Origin of the sequence: Pseudoalteromonas sp. KG3, assembly GCF_030436385.1 — a bacterium.
Classification (GTDB): domain Bacteria; phylum Pseudomonadota; class Gammaproteobacteria; order Enterobacterales; family Alteromonadaceae; genus Pseudoalteromonas; species Pseudoalteromonas prydzensis.
Window position 1 is genome coordinate 141,931 of sequence record NZ_CP098524.1, and the last position, 25,288, is coordinate 167,218.

Genomic DNA, 25,288 nt, shown 5'->3' on the forward strand with positions numbered 1-25,288 from the left:
TGCAACCTTACAATAGGGCAGTATTTCAACATTTACGAAGCGTACTCTTGCTAGTATAAAAATAACAACTTTACCGTTCAAGGCGAGCGAATGAAAAACACAGGGTTAGTTTGTCTTACAGATGTATTAGAGCTAATGCTTGATGCTGTTTGTGTAGTCGATAAGCAAGGATGTTTTATTGCCGTCAGTGCGGCGTTTGAAACTATTTTTGGTTACACACCGGCTGAAGTGGTCGGTAAACCGATGATTGACTTTGTGTATAAAGATGACCGTGAAATAACTCTGGATACGGTTGCGACCTTGTTATCTGGGGTATCAAAACCGCGTTTTGAGAACCGCTGGGTAAGAAAAGATGGCCAAGTAGTGCATATTTTATGGTCAGTACGTTGGTCTGATCTTCATCAGGTGAGAATAGCTGTTGCACATGATATAACTGAACGTAAAGAATTTGAAAAACAATTACAGCACTTGGTTGGCCACGATCAACTCACAGGCTTAGCTAACCGTACGTTATTACTCGATCGCGTGCAAAATAGTTTAGCCAGTGCAGATCGTACTGCCGTGGAGTTATCGCTTTTGTTTATCGATATTGACGGCTTTAAAGAAGTTAATGACACGCACGGCCATTTAGTGGGTGACAAGCTATTACAAAAAATAGCGGAGCGGTTACTTGAGTGTGTACGTGGCTCAGATACCGTCGGGCGCTTTGGCGGTGATGAATTTGTAGTGGTATTAAATGGTATTAAAAGCCGTGCTGATGTTCTGCATGTAGCCGAAAAAATACGTTATAAATGTGCAGAGCCTTTTATTATTGATGATAAAAAGCTAACGCTTTCAAGCAGTATTGGGCTTGCTAGTTATCCAGAGCATGGCAGTAGTGATATGCAACTAATCCAATATGCGGATCAAGCAATGTACATTGCTAAAGTCGCTGGTGGTAATCAAATTGTATCTGAGTTACCACCGAGTGAATAAAGCGCACTAGAGGTGTGCAATTAAGTGATGTTAAGCGTCATTTTTAGTCGCGGATATTGAACTGCCAACAGAAGCGATGATCACTAATAAAATCGCCAGCCACTGCCAAATACTCAACAGCTCAGCTAAAATTATAAACCCAGCCATCGCTGCAATCGCAGGCTCTAAACTCATCATAATACTAAAACCCTGCGCTGGCATATTACGCAGCGCCACCATTTCAAGAGTATAGGGCAGTGCGCTTGACATCACTGCTACTAATATCCCTAAAGGCAATACTTCCCAACTAAGTAAAGCCATACCTTGATTGATTGCCCCATAAGGCACTAATATAATAGCGGCCACACTCATGCCGAGTGCGACTGTCATACCACCAGAGCCTTGATTGCCGGTTTTTTTGCCAAATAAGATATAGCCCGCCCAGCAAGCACCAGCACCTAAAGCAAGAATAACCCCCACTGGATCAAGGCTTTCTGCGCCGCTCATATCAGGCAGTAGTAGCACTATGCCGGCAATTGCACATGCCACCCAAAATAAATCTCGTTTTTTACGCGATGATAATAACGCCACGGCAAGTGGGCCGGTAAATTCCAGTGCAACACCAATACCGAGCGGGATACGGGCAATGGCGTAGTAAAATAATATGTTCATTCCCCCTAGGCATAAACCATAAACCACAATGGGCATGCGTTGCCCAAGCGGTGGAAATGCTTTCCAAGGCTGGAATACTAAACATAAAATAGCAGCAGAAAACCCTAAACGAAGTGCTGTTGTTCCTTCAGGACCTATCAAGGGAAATAATTGTTTTGCGATTGAAGCCCCTGATTGAATGGTAACCATAGCCAACAGTACACAAATAACAGCGATGAAAAAAGGCGGAATAACTCGAGACATAGCGTATAAAAATGAAAAAAGAAATTATCTGTAGAGTGTACAGATTAATGTAACAATTTAATATATTTGCGATAAATAGCAGCCATTAAGTGATGCAGGCTCACGTATTAAACAATGCGTGAGCCTTCATTTACCTTATGAACTCTATTGTTTTGTTATCCAGAATTACTTTATCTTTAATGGGTTTTTGCTTTAAGCGTTTAGCGATAAAGAAAAACATAACTGAGAAAAGTGAGGCTATAAAATCAACAGGATAGCTTTCGTAATAGGGGAGCAGAGCTAAATTATTCAGGCCTTGAATAACACTCGAGATGGGTAAACATACGGTTAAAATCGATAACGTTATTAAGCCAGTGTAGCTTGCTTTGTTAGCCCCTAGTGTAAAACAACAGGCCAAGGAAATAAAAAAAACAACATAATAGCACAGCATATAATGGTGATTAATGTTGCCTATCAGTAAATTAGCCCATTTTGCTAACAGTAATACTGCAACAACAGCGAGCATGAACCCCAAACACACGCCAATCGTTAGTTTTGCCATAAGGTGTGTGCTGGTTTTATTTGCATCTTTTTTCATCCGCTTGTCTATCCATAGTAAATTACCTGAATAAAAAAGAAATGCGCCGAATAGCCCCATAATAAAATAAGCCCACCGGCCCCAGTCACCACCATAGGTGCCAAAGTGTAAGGAAAATAGACTGGCGGTAAAATTGCCCCAAAAACTATCTTCTCCTTGCGGGTAACTGGTATACAGTACTTCTAAGCTATATGGGTTAATGGCTAAGTAATCGCTGTCTGGTCCTCTGCTTACAGCGGCTGCATTACTCATTTTAAATAGCGCTGAAGGACTAGTGGAATTTAACGCATTGTAACTAATATGGATCGGTTGATACCCTGGAGCGTAACTTTTTGCTGCGATTATCTGTGTTTCAATCGTTTTTAAATCGTTGATCTGGTGAGCATGTGCAGCAGCCAGGGGGCGTTCAAATAAGGGCTTATCGCCATAAAACTGGGCTAAACCATCATATATTAAATCATGAAAGGCAAATACCACAACGGTAAACGCAATGATCAAATGAAAGGGCAAACTCGCAACGCCGATAAGGTTATGGCTATCTAACCAAAAGCGACTCGGACCTTTTTCTTTTCGCAGCGCAAAAAATGTTTTTGCCAGTGTTGGTAAAAGGATAATTACACCGGACACTAAGGCTAAAAAATACAGTCCTGCAGCAATACCAAGAATGTAAACGCCTGATTGGTCGTGACCAATTTCACCAATAAATCCTGCGGTACGGTGTAGGTAATCGATTAGATCGGCAAGTTTATGTTCAGCTTGATCAGCAATTATTAGCTTTTGATCGGCATCAAGGTATGCTGTTTGTTGTTGATTATCTAAGTGCATACCACGAGCTTGACCTTGTGTATACCACGACAGTGGCGCAGCTGTTGTTAAAAGGTCGAGTTCAAAACCTTTTGCCATTTGCTCAGGATAAACAGCGATGGCTTGGTCGACTAAGCTTTGATAGTTTGTAGTTGTGGGATCGGTAAGCGGTGCAGTAGTTGGCTCTGCCCATTGTTGAATTTCATGTTTAAACATGGTCAAACTACCAGCATAAAAGCCGATGAAAAGTACTAAACCTGCAATAATCCCCGTCCATGTATGCACACCTTGGTAGGTGCGTAAAATATCGGCTCTTACTTTCATAATCCACCCCTTAACAGCAAAAATAAACTATATAAAATAATATTTGCACCACCGAGTATCAGCCAAGCTTGCCTTGCTGAATTAAATAAATAAGTAAAACTAAAGATCGTGAGCCATAAAATCGGGATCATCCACATATTAAATTGAACCTTGTCTTGGGCATCGATTCCGCCTGGGCCGTACCAAGCAAAAAAAGCAATCAGAATATAAGCCAGCGCTAAACCCAGCAATCCACCAGCTAAACTTTTACCAAGCCAAGTTGGTTGAATTTTTTGTCTTTGCTCAGGTGTCATTTCTTAGCCCCTTCACTTTAATTAAGCTTGCAAATGGCATGACCATTAAAGCGAGCATCAGTATTAAAATAACAAAGAAGCTTGCTGCTAATTTAGACAGTGTAGAAAAGGCAATGATAATTGCGGTTAAAAACAGTATTAGCGCAAGTGTACGCCAGTGCTTAGAAATAGGTTTAGTAAGTAATCTTTGATGGCGATTACTGCAGTAAAGCACAGTTATAGCAAGGAGTAAGATAACAATAACGGTAAATTGAGACATAATAGTAATAAAAGTTTATTTTTAATGGTATTCTAAATGATAACTAAACTCAATTGCAATAATGTGGTTGGTATGATATTTTTCCGCGCAATTTAAAATGTCTCAAAAAAAGGAAACTATTTTGGCTGCTTTATTTAAACGCAATAAGCTTTCACTATTTATTGCCAGCGCGCTGTTATTTACTCAAGCTCAGGTATTGGCGGATGATGATGAGGGCAATCGCGAATCAATGGATACTATCGTTGTTACGGGTGAAAAAATAGCAAAATCACTTAAAGACACTATTACCTCAGTTGCGGTCGTCGATAAGTCGTTATTAGAAAATGGTCAGTTAGCATCTGTTTCAGAAGCACTTGCTGATATGGCCAATGTAGTAGTGTTAACGGGATCAGTTCCTGATATGCGTGGTGTGTCAGGTAACGGTGGAGCAACAGGGTTTAATTCGTTTAGTGGCGGCTCAAAAGCGCGAGTATCAACGCTAGTTGACGGTGTAAGCCAGCCGTTTGTCGCTGATTTAACGGGTGATACTGGTTTGTGGGATATGGAGCAAATAGCAGTGTATCGAGGTCCACAATCAACAAGTAATGGTCGTAATAGCATTGCTGGCGCTGTTTATATGACAACCAAAGCACCGACTCAAGACTTTGAAGGCGCAGTGCGAGTCGGTTACCGTAATCAAGATAACTACCTTGACACCGCAGCCGTTATTTCCGGTGCATTAGTTGAAGATGTATTTGCTTTTAGGTTATCGACTCAATATGTTGATGGTGAAACTTACAGTAACCCAACTGTCTATGAAACAAATCCGACTGATCGCGATCTGAATAAATTAAACACTTCAAGCACCCGAGCAAAATTACTTTATACTCCATTTGATGATCTATCAATTCAACTAAGTTATTCAAACTACAGTGAAAAAGGAAATTCTGGTCGTCAGTATTATGAAGGTGACAACCCATCTGATTATATACCACTGTTTCAACGTATAATGGATACAGATTCAGATACAACACAAATCGATTTTGAATATAAGATTGATGAGAACTTCTCTGTGGATCTGCTCGTGGCGTATATGGATTACCACTGGGCTTTTGATGCTTATGAGCCACTAGAAACAGCAGAATCTGATGTTACTATGGATGAAAAAAATATTACCATTGATGGTAAATTAAACTTCGGTCTTAGTAGTGACTTTTATTCAGGCTTTATTGGCTTAGCTTATTTCGATCGAGATCAAGATTTTGACAGTGTTGGAGCAACAGATTATTTTGGTGATGATAGTAGTGATTCGATGGCGATTTACTCAGAGGCAAGCTTCAATCTGACTGATAAGTTAATAGTAACAGGTGGCTTGCGAGTTGAACGTGAAAGCCAGCTTCGTAACTTTAACATGGCATTTAGAGGCGATACCTTAGCTGAACAGCTAGATGATTCTAATACTATTAAATTACCTACCTTAGCTATTCAATACAAAGTTACCGAAGCAACTACTTTATCAGCTAGTGCGCGGCGTGGTTATAATTCCGGCGGTGGTGCACTCGACTTTAATGCTGAAGATTATTATTACTATGATGAAGAAACCGTTAATACTTATGAGGTAGGCACACGTAGTGTATTAAATAACGGTGATATCAACATAAGTGCGAATGTGTTCTACAATAATTTTAATGGCTATCAAGCTTTAAACTCAGCGCGAAGAATAACCAATATTGATGATGCCCACAGTTATGGTTTAGAGCTCGAAGCCTATAGTATGTTGGGTGAACAATGGCAGTTACATGCTGGGCTAGGGCTATTAAAAACTGAAATTGATGTATCTGACAGTTATTCTGAGGCTGTTGGTAACGAACTTAATTCAGCCCCTTCATTTACGGCCAGTTTAGGTTTGTCTCATTGGTTTACTGATAGCTTTAAGATAAATGTCAGTGCAAATTATGTCGATGAGTATTACGGTGATCTTACTAACACTGAAGAGCGCATGGCAGGTGATTACACTATTACTCGCGCTACAATAAGCTATGACACAGTGAATTGGTTAATTAGCGCTTATATTAATAATGCCTTTGATGAACAGGGTTATACCAGTGTAGAGCCTGTAAGTGGCAGGTATCCAACTGGCTATGTCTCCGTTGTTAGCCCACAAACATTAGGTGCTTCAGTTATTTACCGTTTTTAATTACAAGAAAATTTAAGGCTGTTGATATACAGCCTTAAATGGTTTCGCTAGTTTAAGCTAAATATATGCAGAGTTACTGAAGACTTACTAAATACGATGCCTACTATAAGTCGGCTGGATAACTCACGCCAAGCTGCTGCCTTGTTTTATCAAGCACATGCATAACATCTATACTCAGTTGATGAGTATTGACTGACGACTCTAATTGATTGGCTTTTGCCGTGGCAATAAAATGGGCAACTTCGTGACGCATAAAATGCTCATCAAATGGCTGTGATAATTCTTCTACAGTGCCATCGTTGGCGATAAACTGCATACGTTTTAACAACGAAACAGCCTCTATGCGAATACGGCCTTTTTCACCTTGGATCTCAGTAAAATTGTCCCCTTGAGATATTTTTGAATAACTGATCACTGCTTGCTTATCACTGTAATTAAGTAACACATCACCGGCGCCATCAACACCTGTTTCAAGCAATACCCCACTGGCTTGTACGCTGTTTGGTGCTCCCCATAGCGCAATTAAAATATACAGTGGATATACCCCTAAATCGACCAAAGCGCCATTGGCAAACTCAGGTAAAAACGTATTAGGGCGTTCGCCATTTTTGTATTTATCGTAACGAGATGAATATTGACTGTATTGGCCAATGTATTTACGAGGAACGCCAATTTTCTCAATTGCTTGGCGTAATACCGTGAAATTTGGTAGATGAGTGGTCATCATCGCTTCCATGTAGAGGCGATTATTGCGCTTTGCTGCGGTTAAAATCGCAGCTAATTCTTGGCTATTAGCGGCAGCCGGTTTTTCACCTAATACGTGTTTACCTGCATTTAAACAGGCTACAGCATAGCTTTTATGCAAACTATTTGGCGCTGCAATATACACCGCATCAACATTCTCATCGGCACACACTTGTTCAATATTGGTAAATATTTTTGCATCACTGATTGCATGTTTAGCTAAAAAAGCTGCGCCACTTTCAGTGGCTCGTGAGCACACGCCATAAAGTGTAAAGTCGCTGACGGTTTTTGCAGCCGCAAGTAAAGTATCACTAATAAAATTGGTGCCGACGATTACAAAATTCATGATTACTCCTGAGGATTAAATTGTGCAAGCCATGCTTGCCAGTCTGCTTCAAAGGCTAACATTTGTTGATGCTTTTTAGCTAATAGGTGTTTTTGTTTATCTTCTTCGCCGTGAAAGGGGCCTACACGGCAAAGTGGGCAACTGTCTGCGGTTAGGTAGCTTGGTATGGTTAATTTGCTCTCCACTTCAGGCACGGTTTTAGGGCTGAAAACATAACTAATACCACTGGTGTCTTTAACGTGTTTATCACGGTCAACGTTACGAATTTTATAACCGGGAAATAAGCTAATATCAAATGGCATTTGACCAAGGTAACGAGCCGCTAGTCCCTTGTTTACACTGCCTTCAATATTCCACTCACGATACGGCTTTACATCTTTAGACGTGATGTAGCAAAGCATAGGGCCATTTTTATCTAGAGCAAAGTCAGTGGCGTATTTAATAAATTGATGCAGTAATGCGCGGTTAAGTGTATTAATACTGGCCGTATTTTCTCGAAAAGCCGCTTGCCCAACAAATGCAGGGATAAGTGGAAATTGAAACACCACCATATCAAATAACTCACCGTTTAGACGTTGCCAGGTTTTTGGGTTTGTTACATCAAAGCTATTTAATACAGTTACATTGCTTGCCTTAAGTGCAGTTAACGCGTTATCAGTATATTTTTTGGTAAGTGTGGTTGCATCGTCATAGGTTGAAGCAACCAATTTAGTTGGTTTGATATCAGTTGCTAAAGCATAGGAAAACGATAAATCACCATCGCCAACCGTAAGGATGCGCCAATTTGGATTTAAATACATTATTCTGCAGGTGTTTTTTTAGCGTCATGCTCAACCAAACGGCAAAAAGCGAGGCGAGTTTTTAGTCCTTCTATGGCAATCTGTTTGATGATTAAATTGAAGCTGATTAATACCGCAACTGCAATATGAATTGGACCATGGGTAAAGCCTGCATTGGTGTCAAATAGCATCAAACCAAACAGTAAAAACAGCACGACTAGTGCAATTTCGAGCCATTGATTGGAATAAAATGAAAGCCGACCTTCACCTTTGTGATCTTTTTTAATTTGAATCGCACAAAAAAAAGGGATCACTTTAATTTTGAAGTGAGCGTTTTTTTCAACGTAGTTTTCACCGAGTTGATCAAGCTGTTGGCGCAATTGGTCTATCATAGTTTATCCTCAAAAAGCAGAGCCCGGATGGTACATTAATCCGTTTTAAAGGGCGAGTTAGTTAGGGTATAAACTAATACCAATTACAAAAACATGGCAAACGAACACCACTGACGTTAATACAAAGCGCATTTTCTGATAATCAGCATGGTAGCTCTGCCATTGCAGGGTGGTTTTTTCAAATAACAGGACTAGCCAAAAGCTAAGCCCCAACCAAGCTAACATCCATTCAGTCGGTAAAAATGATAAGAAAGGGATTGGAATAATCGGTGCGACTGCTTTAATTGCGTCACTATAATTTTGCGAACCTGCCCGCCATAAATTACCTGCCATAAAAGCCAATATCGCGATGCTATAAAAAGTGAAAAATTCTAAGTTTACGCTATTGCTGCCTAATAAAAGCGGCCAAGCAACACAACCTAAAAAGGGCAGCAGACCTAGATAGCCAAGTTGAATGTGGTTAACAAATTTTTCCATAACAGCATGCCCTTGTTTGCATATTTTAAGCGCCGCTATTGTAGCAGCATTATGAACAACAAAGAAAATACGAATACTGTAATTAAATAGTTCAATCCTAAAAATCGATTGAATTAATCTAAACAATCAATTTTATTTAATTTTCCTTTCGCCTTATTATACTAATCAAGCCAACGCAGAAGGCCTTTAATAGGCTGTGTTGAGTAACTTAAATACTTTTATATATAAATGAGGAATACTATGAGCACTTCATTAATTAACACAAAAATCCAACCTTTTAACGCAACTGCATACCACAATGGTGACTTTGTAGAGCTATCTGAAAAAGATGTACTGGGCAAGTGGTCAATCTTCTTCTTTTACCCAGCAGATTTCACATTTGTGTGCCCTACGGAATTAGGTGATATTGCAGATCATTACGCACAGCTTCAAGAGATGGGCGTTGAAGTGTACTCAGTATCTACTGACACACACTTTACTCATAAAGCATGGCACGACACGTCAGACACAATCGGTAAAATCACTTACCCAATGATTGGCGATCCAACGGGTCGTATTACACGTAACTTCGGCGTGATGATTGAAGAGGAAGGCCTTGCACTTCGTGGTACGTTTGTAATGAACCCTGAAGGCGAAATCAAAGTAATTGAAACGCACGACTTAGGCATCGGTCGTAGTGCCAAAGAGCTAGTTCGTAAAGTACAAGCAGCCCAGTACATTGCAACGCACGATGGTGAAGTATGTCCAGCTTCTTGGCAGCCAGGTGAAGACACACTTGCACCTTCACTTGACCTAGTTGGCAAAATTTAATTGCTAATCTGTAGCTTAGCTACATTAAGCGCGGCTTAAGTCGCGCTAACAACTCCCACCACGCGATTTTTAAGCACATTAGCATGTGGTGGGTTTTCTTTCGCTGAAAACAAGGGCGCAGCCATGTTAGATAACAACATTAAAAATCAATTAAAAAGCCATTTTGAATCGCTTACTCAACCTGTTGAGCTGCTTATCGCCTTGGATGACAGCAACAAATCAACAGAACTTGAAAACTTGGCTCACGATCTCGCATCGTTAAGCGATAAAATTACAGTATTGAACAACCCTGATATTGACGCTCGCCGTCCTTCTATGGTTGTACATTCCTCGTTAAAAGAGACCTATATCACTTTTGCCGGTGTACCAATGGGACATGAATTCACTAGTTTAGTGTTAGCCTTATTACATACCGGCGGCCACGCAAGCAAAGCGAAGGCAGAAGACATTGAACAAATACAATCACTGGATCAAGCGCTTAATTTTGAAATTTACATTAGTTTAAGCTGCCAAACTTGCCCGCAGGTTGTACAGGCACTCAATACTATGGCGGCTACTAATAGCCAAATTAAAGCCACTATGATTGATGGTGCGTTATTCCAAGACGAAGTTGAAGAGCGCAACATTTTAGCTGTTCCAGCGGTATACCTAAACGGTGAACCATTTAGTCAAGGTGCATTGAGCCTGACTGACATTCTTAATAAAGTTGATGCAAAAGGGGCGGCACGCCAAGCCGCGTCACTCAGTGAGAAAGCGCAATTTGACGTGCTGGTTGTCGGTGGTGGTCCCGCAGGCGCATCGGCGGCAATTTATTCAGCGCGCAAGGGGCTTAATACCGGTATAGTTGCGGATAGATTTGGTGGCCAAGTTGCTGATACCTTAGCAATTGAGAACTTTATTTCTGTGCAAGCTACGCAAGGACCAAAACTGGTCGCTCAACTTGAAGAGCATGTTAAAGAATACGATGTAGATGTGATGCATAACCAACGCGCGGCTTCTCTTCAGCGTGCTAATAATGGTTATGAAATTACACTTGAAAATGGTGCGACGCTTAAAGCTAAGACGTTAGTCCTTGCTACGGGCGCACGCTGGCGTGAAATGAACGTACCGGGTGAGCAACAATACCGAGGCCATGGTGTGGCGTACTGCCCGCACTGTGATGGGCCATTATTTAAAGGTAAGCCGGTTGCTGTTATTGGTGGTGGTAATTCGGGCATTGAAGCCGCCATTGATTTAGCAAACATTGTTGAACACGTTACGGTACTTGAATTTGCTGATACCTTGCGTGCCGATGAAGTACTTATTCGTAAAGCGAAAAGCTTAAAAAATATTACTATTATTAAGAATGCGCAGACGACAGCAGTGTTAGGTGATGGTAAGCGAGTAACTGGACTGACTTACACTGATCGTGTGACGGGCGATAGCAAAGAGTTAACGCTGGCAGGTATTTTTGTACAAATAGGTTTAATACCCAATACCGAATGGTTAAAAGGTGGTGAGCTTGAACTCAGTCAATTTGGTGAAATTTTAATAGACGCCAAAGGAGCAACCTCACTGCCAGGGGTTTATGGTGCTGGGGATGCAACAAATACCCCATTTAAGCAAATCATTATTGCTATGGGCAGTGGTGCAACGGCTAGTTTAGGGGCGTTTGATTATTTAATTCGCCACAGTGAGCAAAGCACTGAAGCTGCTTAACTACTCTTGATTTAGCAGCCATACACCCATGACTGTTATTCTCCAAAGTCGCCCTCTCCAAAGGCGGCTTTTTTTGTATTTAAAACAAGAGGCTTATGTTATATTTTTAAAAAACATCGGGGAAAGTGAATGTATCAAGGAAGTTGTTTGTGTAAAAAAGTAGCGATTCAAGTTGATGGCCCAATCGACAGTATTATTCATTGCCACTGCTCGTTGTGTCGTAAGTCCAGCGGCACTGCATTTGCTACTAACGGGTTTATTAATCGCGCTGATTTTAAAGTAACTCAAGGGCAAGATAATTTAACGGCATTTGAATTTAAGCCAGGGCGTATTCGTCATTTTTGTAGTGCCTGCGGCAGCCCCGTCTACAGTGAAAACATAGATGATATATCACGTTTAAGGTTAAGGTTGGGTATTCTTGACAGTGATATTACTGAGCGGCCAATTAGTCATAACTTTGTTAGTTCAAAGGCTAATTGGGAGTTGTTAAACAGTGATTTAGCCCAGTATGATGGATTTGAACCAAGCCGATAATTAACTTTTATTGGTATTGTGCAGCGCTGATGAATTCATTGAAACTTTCGCACCAGACAATCACAGTATTAAAGTCAGCAATATTTATTCCTTGCGGCACTGTGACTATAAAACCATCAAAGGTTTTAACGCTGGCAACACGTGTCATAGTGCCTTTATAAGCCAAAAAATCAGCTTCATTATCAATAAAACGATTGGCCAAATACAATTGATAATCCGGGCCTGGGCTTAATGTACCAGCAAAAGAAATCGCGCTATTAGTCAACCGAACTTCGCCAACTCCATAATGAAAGCTATCGGAGCCTGCCAGATCATCTCTAAACTCACCTTTGTATAATGCCTGCTGTGCATGGTTTGCGAGCTCTAACTGGCTGGGGCCGTCAGGTGCTGTTAATATTGGCAAAGCATATATACCTGCAGCAAAACCAAAGGCAAAAACGATTAAATATGTACATGTTCGGATCAGTGTTTTAGCCATGATCAAACCCCATTAAAATTACACTTTCTATATTCTTTTATAATCTAGTTCAACAATAACAGAAAAGCTAAATACAGATTAATTATTGCAAAAAAGATTACAAAATAACGAGAAGCTTGCAAATTAAGTATTATACTTTAATTTTTACAGGTGCAGTCGTTGGAATACTATGTTAAATAACTACTTGGTTCGTTCTCGTTTGATTGTGTTAGCAATTTTACCGGTAATAATTTTTATGATTACTGCGATATTTTCGATTAACCTATGGGAGGATTAGTCAAAGGAATTGATGATTTATACAATAATCGTGTCGTACCGTTGAAGCAGATAAAAACGGTATCCGATAGCTATGTCGTTAATATTGTTGATTTATTTCATAAATTCTGGGCGGGCACGGTGACTCAAGCTGCATTGTTGAGCGCTGTTGAAAAAGCGAAAAATACCGCCGATAAAGAGTGGGAAAATTATCTTAGTACGGAGTTAACCAACAAAGAAAAAGGCTTAACGGCGACTGTTGAACAAAAGCTGGCTCCTGTTCAACAGCACCTTGAAAACTTGTTAAGTCAAATACGTAATGGGACCTTTGACTCCCTTTCTCAACAACAGTTTGTTACTGATTTATATAGTGTATTTGACCCGCTCAGTGCAAGCTATCAAGCGTTAATAGATCTGCAACTAGAGGAAGCTAACCAGTTTAAAAATCAAGCAGATGAAAATTTTGCATTAATTAGCTTAGTCATGAAGTTGTTAGTATCGGTACTAATTATTTTGTTATTGGTCATTGGCTACTTTATTTATCGTTCGATTCAAAACCCATTGATGGCACTGCGCGATACAATTAGCCAAATTGCCAGTAATGCAGATTTAACAATAAGAGCAAATGTACTCGGTAACGATGAAATTGCGGACACTGCTCGTAATTTTAATCATATGTTGTCGCGTATTCATACTTTAGTGACGGATGTAACGGGGGCAACACTAACACTGTCGTCCGCAGCCGAAGAAATGAATTCAATCAGTGAGCAAGTGGCCACTACCGCTACTGAGCAAGAGCAACAATCAGCCATGATTGCCACTGCAATTACGCAAATGAGTAGTGCCATTGAGCAAGTTGCACAAAATGCCTTAGCAACCTCAGATAAAGCCACTAATGCAGATCATAAAGCACAGCAAGGGCAGCAAGCTGTTGCTGATAATATTGAGTCAATTCAAACCTTGTCTAAGCTTGTCAATGCGAATACCCAATTAATCACTGATCTTAATACGCAAACGAATGATATTAATCAGGTGGTGATGATGATCCAAGGTGTTGCTGAGCAAACTAACTTGTTAGCACTGAATGCTGCGATTGAGGCCGCTAGAGCTGGGGATTCAGGGCGAGGCTTTGCTGTAGTTGCGGATGAAGTCAGGCAGCTTGCGCACAATACCCAAAAAGCCACCGCGAGTATTAATGACATGATCAGCAAGCTGCAAGGCATGGCTCAGCAGGCAGTGAGTGCTATGGGTAATGCAGAAAGCAGTGCCCAAGAAAGTGTTGAGCACGCGCAATATTCCTCTCAAGTGTTGACTGAAATAAACCAAGAAGTAACAGAAATTGCTGAAATGAATACGCAAGTTTCAACTGCAACGCAAGAGCAAAAAATGGTTGCCAATGAACTGAGCAGTAACATAAACGAGTTTAGCGCTAGTATTGCCTCTGTTAGTGAAAGTTCGCAGCAAAATGCACAAGCTTCACAAGAGCTGGCAATGCTCGCAGCGACACTGCAACAGCAAGTGAATGAGTTTAAAATATAGCCAACTGGAACTTTCTATAATCCTATTCCAGCATCAAGATTGAATGGAAATTCATAAAATTAAGGGGTACAGTTGTAATTCGGTGTCGCAAGCTCTGACAGATTAACGTTTTAGTATGAAAGATATGACCAACGAACACAGCAAAGCACAATTTACGGCTCAGCCACTGAAACCTAATACAGGTCAATCATGGGCCTTTGTGGTGCTGCCTCAAGCAGTAAGCGCAGTGCTGGCCAGACGCGGCCGTATAACAGTCATCGCAACTATCAACGGCTATGCTTTTGAAGCCTTGTTAGAGCCAGATGGTAAGAAAAGTCACTGGCTACGCATTGATAAGGAACAACTTGAGTTATCTGGTGCGGTGATCGGGGCGGATGCACTATTTGAAGTTGTTGCTGTAGATAAAGAACCTGAGCCTGAAGTACCCGCTGATCTTGCTAATGCATTGCAGGCATCAAGTGAAGCTCAAACTACATGGCATGCGACAACCACAATTGCTCGCTTAGATTGGATCCATTGGATCACGTCAGCTAAGCAACAAAAAACGCGAACAAAACGCATTAATGATGCATGTAATATGCTAGCGTCGGGTAAAAAGAGAGTCTGTTGTTTTGACTCTTCAGGTTTTTACAGTAAGGCGTTTAGTGCACCTCAAGCTGCTGATTAAGCTTAAAATTGTAACGAAAAAGAGCGGCTAATGCCGCCGCTCTTTTAATTGTGAACTAAACTAATGCCCGCGTCTGGGTAATTGACGAGGTAGTTGGCGCATTTGTTGCTGGCGCTGAAAACCTTGCTGACGTGCTCTATTGGCGTTATTGAGTTGTTGCATACGTTGGTTCGACAGTGAACGGGCCAAGTCCTGCGCTTGGTTATTTTGTAACGCTGAACGCGCTTTATCACGGTCAATGGTGCTGGCTCTGTCTTTTAGTTGTTGGCGGTCAATATTATTGGCTCTATCTTTGATTTGTTGCTGCTGTGCGCTATCAAGTTCCTGCCATTTGTTCTGACTGCGCAGTTGCCATTTATCGCCGTCGTGTTTTAAAACATTGCCTTGCTGATCAGCAAACAGGTTATTTTTAGCATCACGGTTACTGCGGGCGGTTTTAAAATTACGCTTTACTTGTGCTGGTGCTGCATTTCGCTTGATGTTATCGCCACGTTTGTACAAGTTATTGGTATGGTTGTTACTACCAATGTTGATATTATTACGATTACCAATATTCACTTTATTACCAATATTAATATCACCGGTGTTGATCACTACAGGACCGCGATAGCCACCACCATACCAACCCGAACAGCAATAAATGCCAGGGCGAGCACCACTTGGGAAACCGGCATTCCAACCAATACCTATGCTAAAGAAACCGTTACTCCAACTTAAACCAAAGTTCCAGCCCGTCCAGGGGTTATAGCCGACATTAAAGCCCCATGTTGGTGGGCGAGGGTAGTAATAACCGCCGCCCCAATACGGTGGGTAGTACCAACCAGTGCCATACACAGGCACGCCATAGTAAGGGTATGACCACATGTAACCTGGGTAATAACCTACGTAAACGACTTCAGGGGTTGATTCATAAATATCGACGTAAGTCACGTTGTAGACCGGCGAGCTGGGTGGAATTTTTGCAATTTCGTCTTTAGGAATTTCATCGGCAACTTTCCAAGGGCCTTTCGGGGAATCTGCTTTAAACCACACCGCGTTATCAACTGCATAGTATTTTTTGTCTACCAATAGCACTTGTGCACCGGTGTTTACTGCATAAGCTACTTGGGTGCCAGGGATTTTTTCAAACTTAGGTTCGCTATCGTAAGTCACTGTTAAACTAGTATCTTTACGGCTAATGGCTGCTGTTTGTGGAATATGTGCATCGAGCACTGCTTCGTTTGCTTCTTCCGTGCCTGCAACTGACACGCGTAATCCAGCTAAATCAGACTCCGGGGGAATATTGGCAAAACTGCTTGATAACTCATCTGCTCTAACAAAGGTCCAAGGGCCGGTTTGTTTTTTAGCGCGATACCAGCGTCCTGAAAGCAGCACATACATATTGCTGGTTTTAAGCTCACGTAACCATGGCGTTTCGGTATTATTAACATACATAAGCTCGCCACCAGTGAGGCTTTTCCAGTTAGCGGTGCCATCGGTTACGATGAGTTCTGTGGGTTCGGTCGCAACAATTATCTGCGGTGCAACTTGGCTTACTGGGGCATCATCTTCTGGTTTTGGGACCATTTTAACAAGATCCGCAGGTGGTGTTTTCGTTTGCACATAGGGGCCCATAACATCTTTAGCTTGATACCAAGTATGGCCGCTGGTGAGGTAAACGGCTTTTGATTTAGTGTCACGAACTACCGTCATGGGGGGATTTAAAGCGCGCTCGTAAGGGCTGTTTTCAATTGCGTTAAATTTAGGTTTACCGTCAAAACTTAAAAGCACCGCGAGTTTGTCGGCAAAGATTATTTTTGGCGGGTCATTTTTAAGTTCAGATAAACTCTTTTCTGCGGCTTCGGCACTTTCGAGACTAGCCGTGAGTTGCGATAGTGATGTAACAAACTGCACTTCTTTGAGCGCGTTATTAACCGCAGCGGTAAAGCGTTGCTCGCCGGCGTCTTTTGAATCAGGCCAGCGCACTTTAGTAACATCTATATTATGCACTGTTGCGCTGTCGTTGCTGCGATCGGTATCAATTTTGGCATTAAACCAAAAAACCCCAAAAATTGGATCGCTATCTTTTAATTTGAATGACATAGCAGATCGCGCGGTAAGCGTGTTGCCTTTGAGTGTCTCGGGCTGTGGTTGGTAAACCACAATCGTGCCTTCTGAGGTGTCCACTTCTTGAGGCCATTCAACAGCAACGCTATTGAGAGATAAAAGGCAGGTGGTCAAGGCGATAAAATACACAAGCATTTTTGGCCTTAGTAAAAGCATTCATACAGGTTTCCTTACTAACTGTTGATGTAGTTACTATGCCAGTATAGGTTATTATTGAACAGAAAAAGTTCAATGGATGAATTATTAGCTGCTAAGCATGTTTTTTAAGTATTGCGCTGCGGCTGTAACACCCATTTCATAACCTGCGCTGAGCTTTTGATAGTTTTTGGTGGTACGCCCCACTTTAAAATCAGTGGGGGGGGCAATGATATTGATTTTACACCCTGCAGGGGGGCTGTGGATAAAGTCGATACTGGCATTGTAGTTATCAGCACGTGCTATGGAGGCACGCGCAAGAGCAGGGTGATCTTTATAAAGCCTTTCAGTAAGCCAAGGTGCCTTGCTGGGTTTTTTGCGATAACCAAGTGGCTGCGATAACACCACGGTGATTTCTTCGGCTCCCATAGCAAACGCTTTGCGCACAGGAATTGAATCTGCAACGCCGCCGTCGGTCATGGTAATGCCATTAATTTCAGGGTAATCACGATAGGCGATAGGTATCGCACATGAGGCTTTGAGTTGTTGCTCCATCAGCTCAGGTGTTGCTTTTAAATATTGCGCCGTTGCTGTGGCGATATCTGTTGCTACAATAAAAAACTCACTGTGCTGTTTAGCAAATTCGGCTAAATCTAGTCTAATTTCCGCCATTGTAGTTTGCCATAGCCAATCTAAATCAAACAAGTGACCGCCACGTATAAAACGCGTTAAATTGATAAACTCAGGCCGACAAGAATAGTCAGTGATCACTGCATGATTACGTTTATGTTGGCCACATAAATAGGCTGCAATATTGGTTGCTCCCGCAGATACTCCAAAGCACTGGTTAAATGGCTGATATTGAGCTGTTAAAAACGCATCGAGTACACCAGTGGCAAAGATACCACGCATAGCACCGCCTTCTACAACAAGGGCGTGTTTGTTGCTGTTCACCGAATTGTCTCCTTTAACGACTAACATTTAAGTTAATCACTTTGTAGTGCTTCAATTGGATCAAGTTGTGACGCTTTGATTGCCGGATATACACCAAAAATAAGGCCGACTAGCGCACAAATACTAAACGACAGCACGATGGCGGTCATTGACCACGATACAGCCCACTGCGAGTACATTGAGATAATTTCAGACAAACCAATACCAAATACCACACCCAGTAGGCCACCTAAAATAGAAATGGTAAAGCTCTCGGCAATAAATTGAACACGAATGTCTTCTTGGGTGGCGCCAACGGCACGTAACAAACCAATTTCTTTGGTGCGCTCAAGCACAGTGGCCAGCATGATATTCATAATACCGATACCGCCGACCAACAAGGAAATACCGGCCACACAGGACATTACAATATTAAAAATCTGTTGCGTTTGTTTTTGTTGCGCCAATAACGCCGCAGGTATTACTAGTTCAAAATCGTCGATATCGCTGTGGCGATTTTTTAATAAATGCTCCAACGCTTGCGCGGCTATAATCGGGTCCACGGTTTTATCTATCGCCAGTTTTAAACTGCTCACTTCACTATCAAGCAGGCCACTTTCAAAGCGATGTAAAGCGGTGCTCAAAGGAATAAATACTTGGTTTTGTTCGTTACCAAGTTTTACCCCTTGGAATTCTTTTTTCTTTAAATAGGGCGCTTGTAAAATACCGATCACTTCAAACCATAGATGGTTAATCTTTATTTGCTGGCCAAGTGCATCCCCCAGTGGAAATAGCTGCTTAGCGGTATTAGCGCCTAGTAACGCTACTTGAGCAAAATTTTTATCATCAGCTTGGTTTAGCGCCCGACCTTGAAATAACTCAAAGTGAGACAGTTGAAAATAATTAGCGCTGACCCCTACCGCACGGCCATCACTATTATTATATTGGCTAAAAATATGGTAAGTTTCGATGTTTTTTTGTGCGGAAAATGCGGTTATAAACGGCAGTGAGTCGTGGGCCACTTCGGCGTCACGTAAGCTCAAGCCCGCGGAGTGTTTACGTTGCTCTTTTAGCTCTTTTTCATCAAACTCTTTGGCATTAACGATTAGGTTGTATAAGCCCATGGAGTCAATCATTTTCATTGCTTCGCGCTCAGCGCCTTCACCAATATTTAGCATGGCTATTACTGCACCGACACCAAAAATCATCCCTAGCAAAGTGAGTAGCGTGCGCAGTTTGTGCTGAGCAAGCTCTAAAGTGGTGTCGATAAATAAACTTAAATACTTCATTAGATGTCCTTTATATCTATCAGAGAAACCACATCACTACTTGCTAAGCCGTCGAGAATTTCAACATGGCTGAGGTTATGTTTGCCTAATGTAACGGCGGTTTTTATAAATTCACCACCGTGTTCTGCATAGACATAATGGGCATTTTGTTCAGTGAACACACTTTGCTTTGGTACTACTAAACGCTCGCTTGCGGGGGTCACTAAAATGCGCGCATTGAGCTTTAAACCTGGGCGCAGGACAGTGGTTTGTTGGGTAATATTTGCTTTTAGCTCGTAGTACTTTTGCGGATCGCCGCGTTTTATCGACTTAGGAAACGGCGATACCTCAATGAGCTCACCACTAAATTGCTGCTCTGGCAAAGCAATCAGTTGAAATTGCAGAGCTTGTCCTGGAGCTAAATCAATGGCTTCGCGCTCAGACACATATAACACTAATTGCATTTGGCTAACGTCAGGCAGTGCCGCTATTTTTTGCCCCGGCCATAAGGTCTCACCAGCGCGAGGTTTTTCGCCGCGCCAATTGGTACTGTGAGTTAACAGGCCATCATGTGGGGCAATAATTTCCAGCAGCGATAAATTCGTGTTGAGCATTTCAAGCTTTTGTTTATATTGATTCTCTTGCATCTTTAGTAACATGAGTTCACCAGCCGCACTTTGCTCAAAGCGAGTCGTTTGCCAATCATAGTAATCGTGTTTAGCATTTAAAAATTCAACGTTTTGTTGTGACTCTAAAATATCCAGTTTTGAACGAATACGCTCATCTTCAATCGAGTAGTCTTCGGCAAACTGTTTCTCTTCATTCACTAACACAATGTCATGCTTTAAAATTGCTTTGTCTTTATCTATTTCAGCGGATTTTTGTGCTAAATCTTGTGCGGTTAAGGCTGCTTTATTGGTGTTTTTCTGGCTTTGACGACGCATTTGTTCGCCGTCAAAACGGGCAATCACGTCACCTTTTTTAACTTGGCTGTATTCGGGCATCAGCCAGGCTAAGGTTTGCGGCCCTCGCGAAGAAGCCGGTGCAGTGATAATGGTTTCATTCGCTGCAATCAGATGGCCTTTAGCTTCAACAACGGTTTCAAATTGATGTTTATTGACTGTATAGGTCAGCGCGTTTTGAACTGTGTTATCTGGTGCGCAGCCGGTCAATACCAAAATGGCAAGTAAACTTAGGCTCAACTTTATGTTCATAATTTCACCTCGTCACCTGCGTTTAAACCGCTTTTTACCACTGCAAGGTTATCGGTAAAGTGGCTGATCTCTATAAATTGCTTATTGCTTTTAGTCGTCTCAACATAAGGCCCTTGCTGGTCGTACTGTATACTGGCTAAGGGAATACTCAATACTTGGGGGAGGGCAGCTGTGGTTATTTCTAAACGGGCTGTAAGACCTGGGCGGATCACACTGGTATCAAGGTCGTCAATACTGACGATGGCATCGACAATCCGGCGTTTATCTTGTGGGGATTTTTCTCTAAATACCCGTCCTAAGCTGTCAATTTTACCTGAGACCACGATTTCAGTACTGCCATCAATAGTGATTTTAACCACTTGGCCGGGGGCAATTTTACCGCTATCTGGCTCGTCTATTTGCGCTTTGACTTGCATGTTTGCTAATACGGCAAGTTCGATAACCGGTTGGCCAAATTGCACGCTTTCGCCTATTGATGACTTTTCGCCTTCGTAATTAGTTTTGTAAATGACTAAGCCATCGATCGGTGCTTTTACTTTCAAGCGTTCAATATCTTGCAAGTAACCATCAACTTCACTTTGCAGGCGAGCAACTTTACTTTGCACCATTTTTAAATTGAGCTCTTTGCTTTGTTGTTGGTACGCTTGTTTGCTTTTTGCTAGGGTTAAGTCGTTACTGGCAATGGTAAAATCGATTTGTGATTTTTTGCGTTCGACCTCAGAGCGCGAGTTATCAACAATTTGTGCTTTACGTTTGGCTTTATCGTAGTTCATTTTCATTTCAGCGACTTGCAGAGTCAGCTCTTGCTCTTTTATTAGCTCTTTGTTTTTAGCGTTCTCAAGTTGTTTTTTAGCGCGCTCTAGATCGCCTTGTTTATCGATTAGTTTGTCACGCACTTGCTTATCGTCGAACGACACCACCACATCGCCTTTTTTTACTTGGCTGTTTTCCGGTTGCATGGTTTTTATTTGATATTGCCACATGCGCGCAACGGAAGGCGGGGCGATGATTGCGCTGGTTGATGACTCAAGTTCACCATTTGCTTTAACGGTTAGGACAATATCACTGTTTTTAACATGGAAGTTTTGCTCGCTTTGCTCATCACAGGCGGTTAATAACAGCACTGAGCTTATTAGTAATGTTTTAAAATAGAGAGAATTATTCATCAGCACTCGCTCCTATAGTGAGTTTTGCGCTCATACCTGGCAATAACTTTAATCCTGAAGCGCTGAAATTAAAACGCGCTCTAAAGTAGGCGTCTTTACCCCATTGCAGTCGCTCTTCTGGCTGAGTGGATATTTCGGTTAATTTGGCTTGCAGTGGTTGCTGTAAATAGGCATCAAATAGTAGTTGAGCTGGTTGATCGAGCTTGAGCTTTTGATAATCAATTTCGTGCACCCAAGCTTCAATATAAAGCTCACTCATAGCGGGAATTTCAGCAATTTTCCAGCCGGGTTGTGCTGTCATGCCAACAAAGGCTTTTTCACCATTCCATGGATGATTTGCATAAAGTACTGGGCCTGTGCGCTGCGCTTTAATGCTCATACTGGCCAGTTGGGTTTTATTATATTTTAAGTTGGTTTCTAATTGCTCAATGGTGAGCAGCTGTTTATTGTGAGCGACTTTATTTGCTGTTTTAACTTGGTACAACTCTTCGGATGACTTCTGTCTATTGATCAGGGCTTTTTCAAGTTCAAGCTGGTTTTTTTGATAATCATAAGTGCTTAAATTTGCCTGCGGTATCGCCGCATCAATGCGAGCTCGCTGCAATAATAATTCGGTGCGCTTAAAGTTAAACTCGGCTTCAATCTGTTTTTCTTCATTACTGGTGGTAACTCGAACCAGTTCTTCCTTTGCCGCTTCCAAACTTACTTCATCTTGTTCAATTTCGCTGGCAATAGAGCCGCTATCAAATACCACCACCACATCGCCTTGCTGGGCAATCTCGCCTTCTTCCATCATCCATTGTACTTGCACTCGCCAGTTATCAGACTTTGGAGCATAAAAAAGCTGCTGCTCACTGGCTTTGAGTTCGCCGCTCAACAGTAAGTTCTGGGCAACGCTTGCGTATGAAGCGATGCTTAGTGATAACACTAGGCTGGTTTTGATTAATTGTTTGATTAACATCCACTGTCCTCAATGACCACACCATCTTTCATGCGAATGATGCGTTTTGCGTAGGCTGCAATATCTTCTTCGTGGGTTACCATTACTAAGGTATGGCCTTGTTGATGAAGCGTGCAAAGTAATTCCATGATCTCATGGGATGTTTTGCTATCAAGATTACCGGTCGGTTCATCGGCAAAAATGACTTTTGGCTCGTTTACCAATGCCCTGGCAATGGCAACACGTTGGCGTTGGCCACCGGACATTTCAAACGGTTTATGATGTGCCCGAGAGCTTAGGCCCACTTTATCAAGCATTGCCAGTGCGCGCTCGCTAGCTAGTTGTTTTGGAGTATCGGTATAACGCAGTGGCAGGGCGACATTTTCTTGTGCACTTAAGCGAGTAAGCAAATGGGAGGTTTGAAAAATAAAGCCAATCTTCTTATTACGAATAGCTGAGAGGCTCACATCATCAATTTCTTTGATGCTTTCACCGGAGAGTAGATAGCCTCCTGATGTTGGTGTATCTAAACACCCTAAAATATTCATTAGGGTAGATTTGCCTGAGCCAGAAGCCCCCATTACAGCAACAAATTCACCTTCCTTGATATGCAACGACACATTTTTTAATGCCGTTACTTGCGTCTCACCAGCACCATAAGTACGGCAAAGATTTTCAACCCTGATCATAGTGTACTTTTTATTTTTATAATTTATAACAGCCTAAACTAGCGATAAATGTGCTACGAAACAAGTAAAAATTCAGCTCGCAGTCAGATTAAGGAAGGTTTATTTGCAAATAAAATCAATGGTTAACAATTTGTTATCAAAAAGGATTTGCGTGGTTAACGTGTCGTAGGTGCAAATTGCAGCTGTTTTGAATCTAGCTGTTTAGCTGTTTTGCAAGGGGACAGGTAGCGCGAAAATGACTTCGCGCTACGTTTTGTAAAGTATACTAACTTAGATGGCTTCAACCCATATTACGCCGACTTCTTTTTTCACCACTTTTACATGGGTACCGGCGGTTAATGGTTGATGGCTTTTTAATTTCCAGTTTATTCCTGAGTACGAATAAGTACTCAGGCCTAATTCATTAACGTCATTAGTAAGTACAAAATCGAGCTCAGCGAAGTCACTTTTTACATCTTTGCTGTCTACGTTTTCTTGCATGCGTTTTAGCGGCTTCCATAATAATAATGCGCAAGCTGCGGTTATTAGTGTGTTACTCCAAAGTGCGGTGGTGAGTGATGCATCGAGTAAACCAAAGTTCATCATCAAGCCTGTAGCAAATAAAGAGATACCTAAAAACAATAATATAAATGTAGACATACCCAGTACAGCTACTTCTATTATCAGCGCTAGTACACCTAATATCATTAGTGCTTGCGGTAAATTATCTATAATAAACTGCATACTTCGCTCCTTTGCAACTAACCTTTTTGCTTGGTATTTAAGGTGTTAATAATCGACATTGCTTGCGCCACCATGGAGCTGGCATCGGTGCCGTTATCTGGTAATAAAACCACTGACGACTCTTTAGCAATAGCTTGTTTGGCGGCAATGGCTTTGGTAGCAAGGTCTAACTGAATCGCTTTTTGACCTTGTTCAGTATCCGCCGCTTCACCGACTTTGCGCAGTGCATCAGCTTGTGCTTGTGCAACAGCTGTAATGGCTTGGGCTTCACCTTCTGCACGTAGTATTTGTTCGGCCTTTTCGGCTTCTGCAGCAAGTACTTGTGCTTGCTTTCTACCTTCAGCAACGTTAATGTTTGCTTGGCGGTCACCTTCTGATTCTAAAATTTGCGCACGCTTAACACGTTCCGCTTTCATCTGCGCTTCCATCGCTTCCATTACTGACTGGGGTGGCACAATGTCTTTAATTTCATAACGTAATACTTGAATACCCCAAGGCTCAGCTGCCTGGTTAATAGAGGTGACAATATTAGTATTTAGCACATCACGTTCTTCGAATGTTTTATCCAGCTCCATTTTACCGAGCTCTGAACGCATAGTGGTTTGTGATAGTTGTGTTACCGCAAACACATAGTCATCAACGCCATAAGTGGCTTTGTACGGGTCAAGTACACGAAAATACAAAACCCCATCAACAGACAGCGAAATATTATCTTTGGTGATAGCCGATTGTGAAGGTACATCTTGCGCTTGCTCTTTTAAGCTGCGATCAGCGGCAATACGATCAACAAATGGCACAATAAAGTTCAAACCGGCTTCCTTAGTTGATTGGTATTTACCAAAACGTTCAATGAGCCAAGCACGGTTTTGTGGTACAAATTTAACACTGCTCTTTAGCAGCACTAAAACAAAAATCAGTAAAAACGCTTCAACAGTAAATAACATGTTGAGAATTTGCGCGATAGGGTCCATAGATACTCTCCTTAATAGTGGCCAGTACGGCGTGTCACACAATTACTTATGTACTTATTTGCGTGACTAAACCTAGGTTACCATTGAGCTGCAAGCTCACCTAGTGAAAAATCGTGACAAAG

Annotated in this window: 24 protein-coding genes; 7 read left to right on the forward strand and 17 right to left on the reverse strand. The window is 41.8% G+C overall.

What is annotated here, in order from left to right; genetic code table 11:
* The first annotated feature begins 90 nt into the window (after positions 1–90).
* Positions 91–975, forward strand: coding sequence for a sensor domain-containing diguanylate cyclase (locus tag NDQ71_RS19125; RefSeq protein ID WP_301562941.1), 885 nt, complete (start codon positions 91–93; stop codon positions 973–975).
* A 30-nt stretch (positions 976–1,005) separates the two neighbouring features.
* Here NDQ71_RS19125 and NDQ71_RS19130 read toward each other — a convergent pair whose 3' ends face one another.
* From NDQ71_RS19130 to NDQ71_RS19140, 3 genes are all read right to left on the reverse strand, one after another.
* Positions 1,006–1,869: a DMT family transporter gene (locus NDQ71_RS19130; protein WP_192542422.1), complete on the reverse strand. Its 864-nt coding sequence runs from the start codon at positions 1,867–1,869 to the stop codon at positions 1,006–1,008.
* Positions 1,870–1,999: 130 nt separating this feature from the next.
* On the reverse strand, positions 2,000–3,574 hold the full coding sequence (locus NDQ71_RS19135) for a PepSY domain-containing protein (protein WP_192542421.1): 1,575 nt from the start codon (positions 3,572–3,574) through the stop codon (positions 2,000–2,002).
* A complete protein-coding gene (locus NDQ71_RS19140; RefSeq protein WP_192542420.1) occupies positions 3,571–3,867 on the reverse strand; it encodes a hypothetical protein in 297 nt (98 codons plus the stop codon). Before NDQ71_RS19140 ends, NDQ71_RS19135 begins: the two co-directional genes overlap by 4 nt.
* Before the next feature lie 356 nt (positions 3,868–4,223).
* On the opposite strand from NDQ71_RS19140, the gene NDQ71_RS19145 reads away from it, so the two are divergent.
* On the forward strand, positions 4,224–6,302 hold the full coding sequence (locus NDQ71_RS19145; protein ID WP_192542419.1) for a TonB-dependent receptor: 2,079 nt from the start codon (positions 4,224–4,226) through the stop codon (positions 6,300–6,302).
* Between the two features lie 103 nt (positions 6,303–6,405).
* On the opposite strand, the gene NDQ71_RS19150 is transcribed toward NDQ71_RS19145, so the two are convergent.
* From NDQ71_RS19150 to NDQ71_RS19165, 4 genes are read right to left on the reverse strand one after another with little or no spacing between them, the layout of a single operon-like run.
* On the reverse strand, positions 6,406–7,392 hold the full coding sequence (locus NDQ71_RS19150; protein ID WP_301562942.1) for a Gfo/Idh/MocA family protein: 987 nt from the start codon (positions 7,390–7,392) through the stop codon (positions 6,406–6,408).
* Between the two features lie 2 nt (positions 7,393–7,394).
* Positions 7,395–8,192: a class I SAM-dependent methyltransferase gene (locus NDQ71_RS19155; RefSeq protein ID WP_192542417.1), complete on the reverse strand. Its 798-nt coding sequence runs from the start codon at positions 8,190–8,192 to the stop codon at positions 7,395–7,397.
* Complete coding sequence (locus NDQ71_RS19160; protein ID WP_064665213.1) at positions 8,192–8,563, reverse strand: hypothetical protein; 372 nt, start codon at positions 8,561–8,563, stop codon at positions 8,192–8,194. The genes NDQ71_RS19155 and NDQ71_RS19160 overlap by 1 nt, the downstream gene beginning before the upstream one ends.
* Before the next feature lie 57 nt (positions 8,564–8,620).
* Positions 8,621–9,040, reverse strand: a complete 420-nt coding sequence (locus tag NDQ71_RS19165) for a DUF3429 domain-containing protein (RefSeq protein WP_192542416.1) — start codon at positions 9,038–9,040, stop codon at positions 8,621–8,623.
* A gap of 240 nt (positions 9,041–9,280) precedes the next feature.
* On the opposite strand from NDQ71_RS19165, the gene ahpC reads away from it, so the two are divergent.
* The 3 genes from ahpC to NDQ71_RS19180 all read left to right on the forward strand — a co-directional run bounded on the left by ahpC (position 9,281) and on the right by NDQ71_RS19180 (position 12,082).
* Positions 9,281–9,850 carry an alkyl hydroperoxide reductase subunit C gene (ahpC, locus tag NDQ71_RS19170; RefSeq protein ID WP_192542415.1) on the forward strand — a complete coding sequence of 190 codons (570 nt, stop codon included), beginning with the start codon at positions 9,281–9,283 and terminating at the stop codon, positions 9,848–9,850.
* A 123-nt stretch (positions 9,851–9,973) separates the two neighbouring features.
* The gene (gene ahpF, locus NDQ71_RS19175; protein ID WP_301562943.1) at positions 9,974–11,548 is read left to right on the forward strand and encodes an alkyl hydroperoxide reductase subunit F; all 1,575 of its coding nucleotides are present in this window, start codon (positions 9,974–9,976) and stop codon (positions 11,546–11,548) included.
* 129 nt (positions 11,549–11,677) lie between these two features.
* Positions 11,678–12,082, forward strand: coding sequence for a GFA family protein (locus NDQ71_RS19180; protein ID WP_283709083.1), 405 nt, complete (start codon positions 11,678–11,680; stop codon positions 12,080–12,082).
* Between the two features lie 7 nt (positions 12,083–12,089).
* Here NDQ71_RS19180 and NDQ71_RS19185 read toward each other — a convergent pair whose 3' ends face one another.
* Positions 12,090–12,560: a DM13 domain-containing protein gene (locus NDQ71_RS19185; RefSeq protein ID WP_301562944.1), complete on the reverse strand. Its 471-nt coding sequence runs from the start codon at positions 12,558–12,560 to the stop codon at positions 12,090–12,092.
* A gap of 264 nt (positions 12,561–12,824) precedes the next feature.
* On the opposite strand from NDQ71_RS19185, the gene NDQ71_RS19190 reads away from it, so the two are divergent.
* Positions 12,825–14,354: a methyl-accepting chemotaxis protein gene (locus NDQ71_RS19190; RefSeq protein WP_301562945.1), complete on the forward strand. Its 1,530-nt coding sequence runs from the start codon at positions 12,825–12,827 to the stop codon at positions 14,352–14,354.
* Between the two features lie 115 nt (positions 14,355–14,469).
* Entirely contained in the window at positions 14,470–15,021 is a 552-nt protein-coding gene (locus NDQ71_RS19195; protein WP_225736695.1) for a YdeI/OmpD-associated family protein, read from the forward strand.
* 60 nt (positions 15,022–15,081) lie between these two features.
* Here the strand turns inward: NDQ71_RS19195 and NDQ71_RS19200 are convergent, their stop codons facing one another.
* From NDQ71_RS19200 to NDQ71_RS19240, 9 genes are all read right to left on the reverse strand, one after another.
* On the reverse strand, positions 15,082–17,283 hold the full coding sequence (locus tag NDQ71_RS19200; RefSeq protein ID WP_301562946.1) for a carbohydrate-binding family V/XII: 2,202 nt from the start codon (positions 17,281–17,283) through the stop codon (positions 15,082–15,084).
* 87 nt (positions 17,284–17,370) lie between these two features.
* Complete coding sequence (locus NDQ71_RS19205; protein ID WP_301562947.1) at positions 17,371–18,243, reverse strand: patatin family protein; 873 nt, start codon at positions 18,241–18,243, stop codon at positions 17,371–17,373.
* A 5-nt stretch (positions 18,244–18,248) separates the two neighbouring features.
* A complete protein-coding gene (locus tag NDQ71_RS19210) occupies positions 18,249–19,484 on the reverse strand; it encodes an ABC transporter permease (protein ID WP_301562948.1) in 1,236 nt (411 codons plus the stop codon).
* Positions 19,484–20,677 carry an efflux RND transporter periplasmic adaptor subunit gene (locus NDQ71_RS19215; protein WP_301562949.1) on the reverse strand — a complete coding sequence of 398 codons (1,194 nt, stop codon included), beginning with the start codon at positions 20,675–20,677 and terminating at the stop codon, positions 19,484–19,486. The genes NDQ71_RS19210 and NDQ71_RS19215 overlap by 1 nt, the downstream gene beginning before the upstream one ends.
* Positions 20,674–21,843: an HlyD family efflux transporter periplasmic adaptor subunit gene (locus tag NDQ71_RS19220; RefSeq protein WP_064665201.1), complete on the reverse strand. Its 1,170-nt coding sequence runs from the start codon at positions 21,841–21,843 to the stop codon at positions 20,674–20,676. Before NDQ71_RS19220 ends, NDQ71_RS19215 begins: the two co-directional genes overlap by 4 nt.
* A complete protein-coding gene (locus NDQ71_RS19225; protein ID WP_301562950.1) occupies positions 21,836–22,804 on the reverse strand; it encodes an HlyD family efflux transporter periplasmic adaptor subunit in 969 nt (322 codons plus the stop codon). The genes NDQ71_RS19220 and NDQ71_RS19225 overlap by 8 nt, the downstream gene beginning before the upstream one ends.
* Positions 22,798–23,472 (reverse strand): ABC transporter ATP-binding protein, encoded by a 675-nt coding sequence (locus tag NDQ71_RS19230; RefSeq protein WP_301562951.1) that lies wholly within the window; start codon positions 23,470–23,472, stop codon positions 22,798–22,800. Before NDQ71_RS19230 ends, NDQ71_RS19225 begins: the two co-directional genes overlap by 7 nt.
* Before the next feature lie 270 nt (positions 23,473–23,742).
* Positions 23,743–24,195 (reverse strand): NfeD family protein, encoded by a 453-nt coding sequence (locus NDQ71_RS19235; RefSeq protein WP_301562952.1) that lies wholly within the window; start codon positions 24,193–24,195, stop codon positions 23,743–23,745.
* Between the two features lie 17 nt (positions 24,196–24,212).
* Positions 24,213–25,166 (reverse strand): slipin family protein, encoded by a 954-nt coding sequence (locus NDQ71_RS19240; protein WP_192542409.1) that lies wholly within the window; start codon positions 25,164–25,166, stop codon positions 24,213–24,215.
* Positions 25,167–25,288 lie beyond the last annotated feature (122 nt).

Coding starts and splice junctions, on each gene's coding strand:
- NDQ71_RS19145 (WP_192542419.1), top strand. CDS start 4,224: ATGTCTCAAAAAAAGGAAACTATTTTGGCTGCTTTATTTAAACGCAAT.
- NDQ71_RS19215 (WP_301562949.1), bottom strand. CDS start 20,677: ATGAACATAAAGTTGAGCCTAAGTTTACTTGCCATTTTGGTATTGACC.
- NDQ71_RS19125 (WP_301562941.1), top strand. CDS start 91: ATGAAAAACACAGGGTTAGTTTGTCTTACAGATGTATTAGAGCTAATG.
- NDQ71_RS19200 (WP_301562946.1), bottom strand. CDS start 17,283: ATGCTTTTACTAAGGCCAAAAATGCTTGTGTATTTTATCGCCTTGACC.
- NDQ71_RS19240 (WP_192542409.1), bottom strand. CDS start 25,166: ATGGACCCTATCGCGCAAATTCTCAACATGTTATTTACTGTTGAAGCG.
- ahpF (WP_301562943.1), top strand. CDS start 9,974: ATGTTAGATAACAACATTAAAAATCAATTAAAAAGCCATTTTGAATCG.
- NDQ71_RS19190 (WP_301562945.1), top strand. CDS start 12,825: ATGGGAGGATTAGTCAAAGGAATTGATGATTTATACAATAATCGTGTC.
- NDQ71_RS19225 (WP_301562950.1), bottom strand. CDS start 22,804: ATGTTAATCAAACAATTAATCAAAACCAGCCTAGTGTTATCACTAAGC.
- NDQ71_RS19230 (WP_301562951.1), bottom strand. CDS start 23,472: ATGATCAGGGTTGAAAATCTTTGCCGTACTTATGGTGCTGGTGAGACG.
- NDQ71_RS19130 (WP_192542422.1), bottom strand. CDS start 1,869: ATGTCTCGAGTTATTCCGCCTTTTTTCATCGCTGTTATTTGTGTACTG.
- NDQ71_RS19160 (WP_064665213.1), bottom strand. CDS start 8,563: ATGATAGACCAATTGCGCCAACAGCTTGATCAACTCGGTGAAAACTAC.
- NDQ71_RS19140 (WP_192542420.1), bottom strand. CDS start 3,867: ATGACACCTGAGCAAAGACAAAAAATTCAACCAACTTGGCTTGGTAAA.
- NDQ71_RS19165 (WP_192542416.1), bottom strand. CDS start 9,040: ATGGAAAAATTTGTTAACCACATTCAACTTGGCTATCTAGGTCTGCTG.
- NDQ71_RS19205 (WP_301562947.1), bottom strand. CDS start 18,243: ATGTTAGTCGTTAAAGGAGACAATTCGGTGAACAGCAACAAACACGCC.
- NDQ71_RS19155 (WP_192542417.1), bottom strand. CDS start 8,192: ATGTATTTAAATCCAAATTGGCGCATCCTTACGGTTGGCGATGGTGAT.
- NDQ71_RS19135 (WP_192542421.1), bottom strand. CDS start 3,574: ATGAAAGTAAGAGCCGATATTTTACGCACCTACCAAGGTGTGCATACA.
- NDQ71_RS19235 (WP_301562952.1), bottom strand. CDS start 24,195: ATGCAGTTTATTATAGATAATTTACCGCAAGCACTAATGATATTAGGT.
- NDQ71_RS19220 (WP_064665201.1), bottom strand. CDS start 21,843: ATGAATAATTCTCTCTATTTTAAAACATTACTAATAAGCTCAGTGCTG.
- NDQ71_RS19195 (WP_225736695.1), top strand. CDS start 14,470: ATGAAAGATATGACCAACGAACACAGCAAAGCACAATTTACGGCTCAG.
- NDQ71_RS19210 (WP_301562948.1), bottom strand. CDS start 19,484: ATGAAGTATTTAAGTTTATTTATCGACACCACTTTAGAGCTTGCTCAG.
- NDQ71_RS19180 (WP_283709083.1), top strand. CDS start 11,678: ATGTATCAAGGAAGTTGTTTGTGTAAAAAAGTAGCGATTCAAGTTGAT.
- ahpC (WP_192542415.1), top strand. CDS start 9,281: ATGAGCACTTCATTAATTAACACAAAAATCCAACCTTTTAACGCAACT.
- NDQ71_RS19150 (WP_301562942.1), bottom strand. CDS start 7,392: ATGAATTTTGTAATCGTCGGCACCAATTTTATTAGTGATACTTTACTT.
- NDQ71_RS19185 (WP_301562944.1), bottom strand. CDS start 12,560: ATGGCTAAAACACTGATCCGAACATGTACATATTTAATCGTTTTTGCC.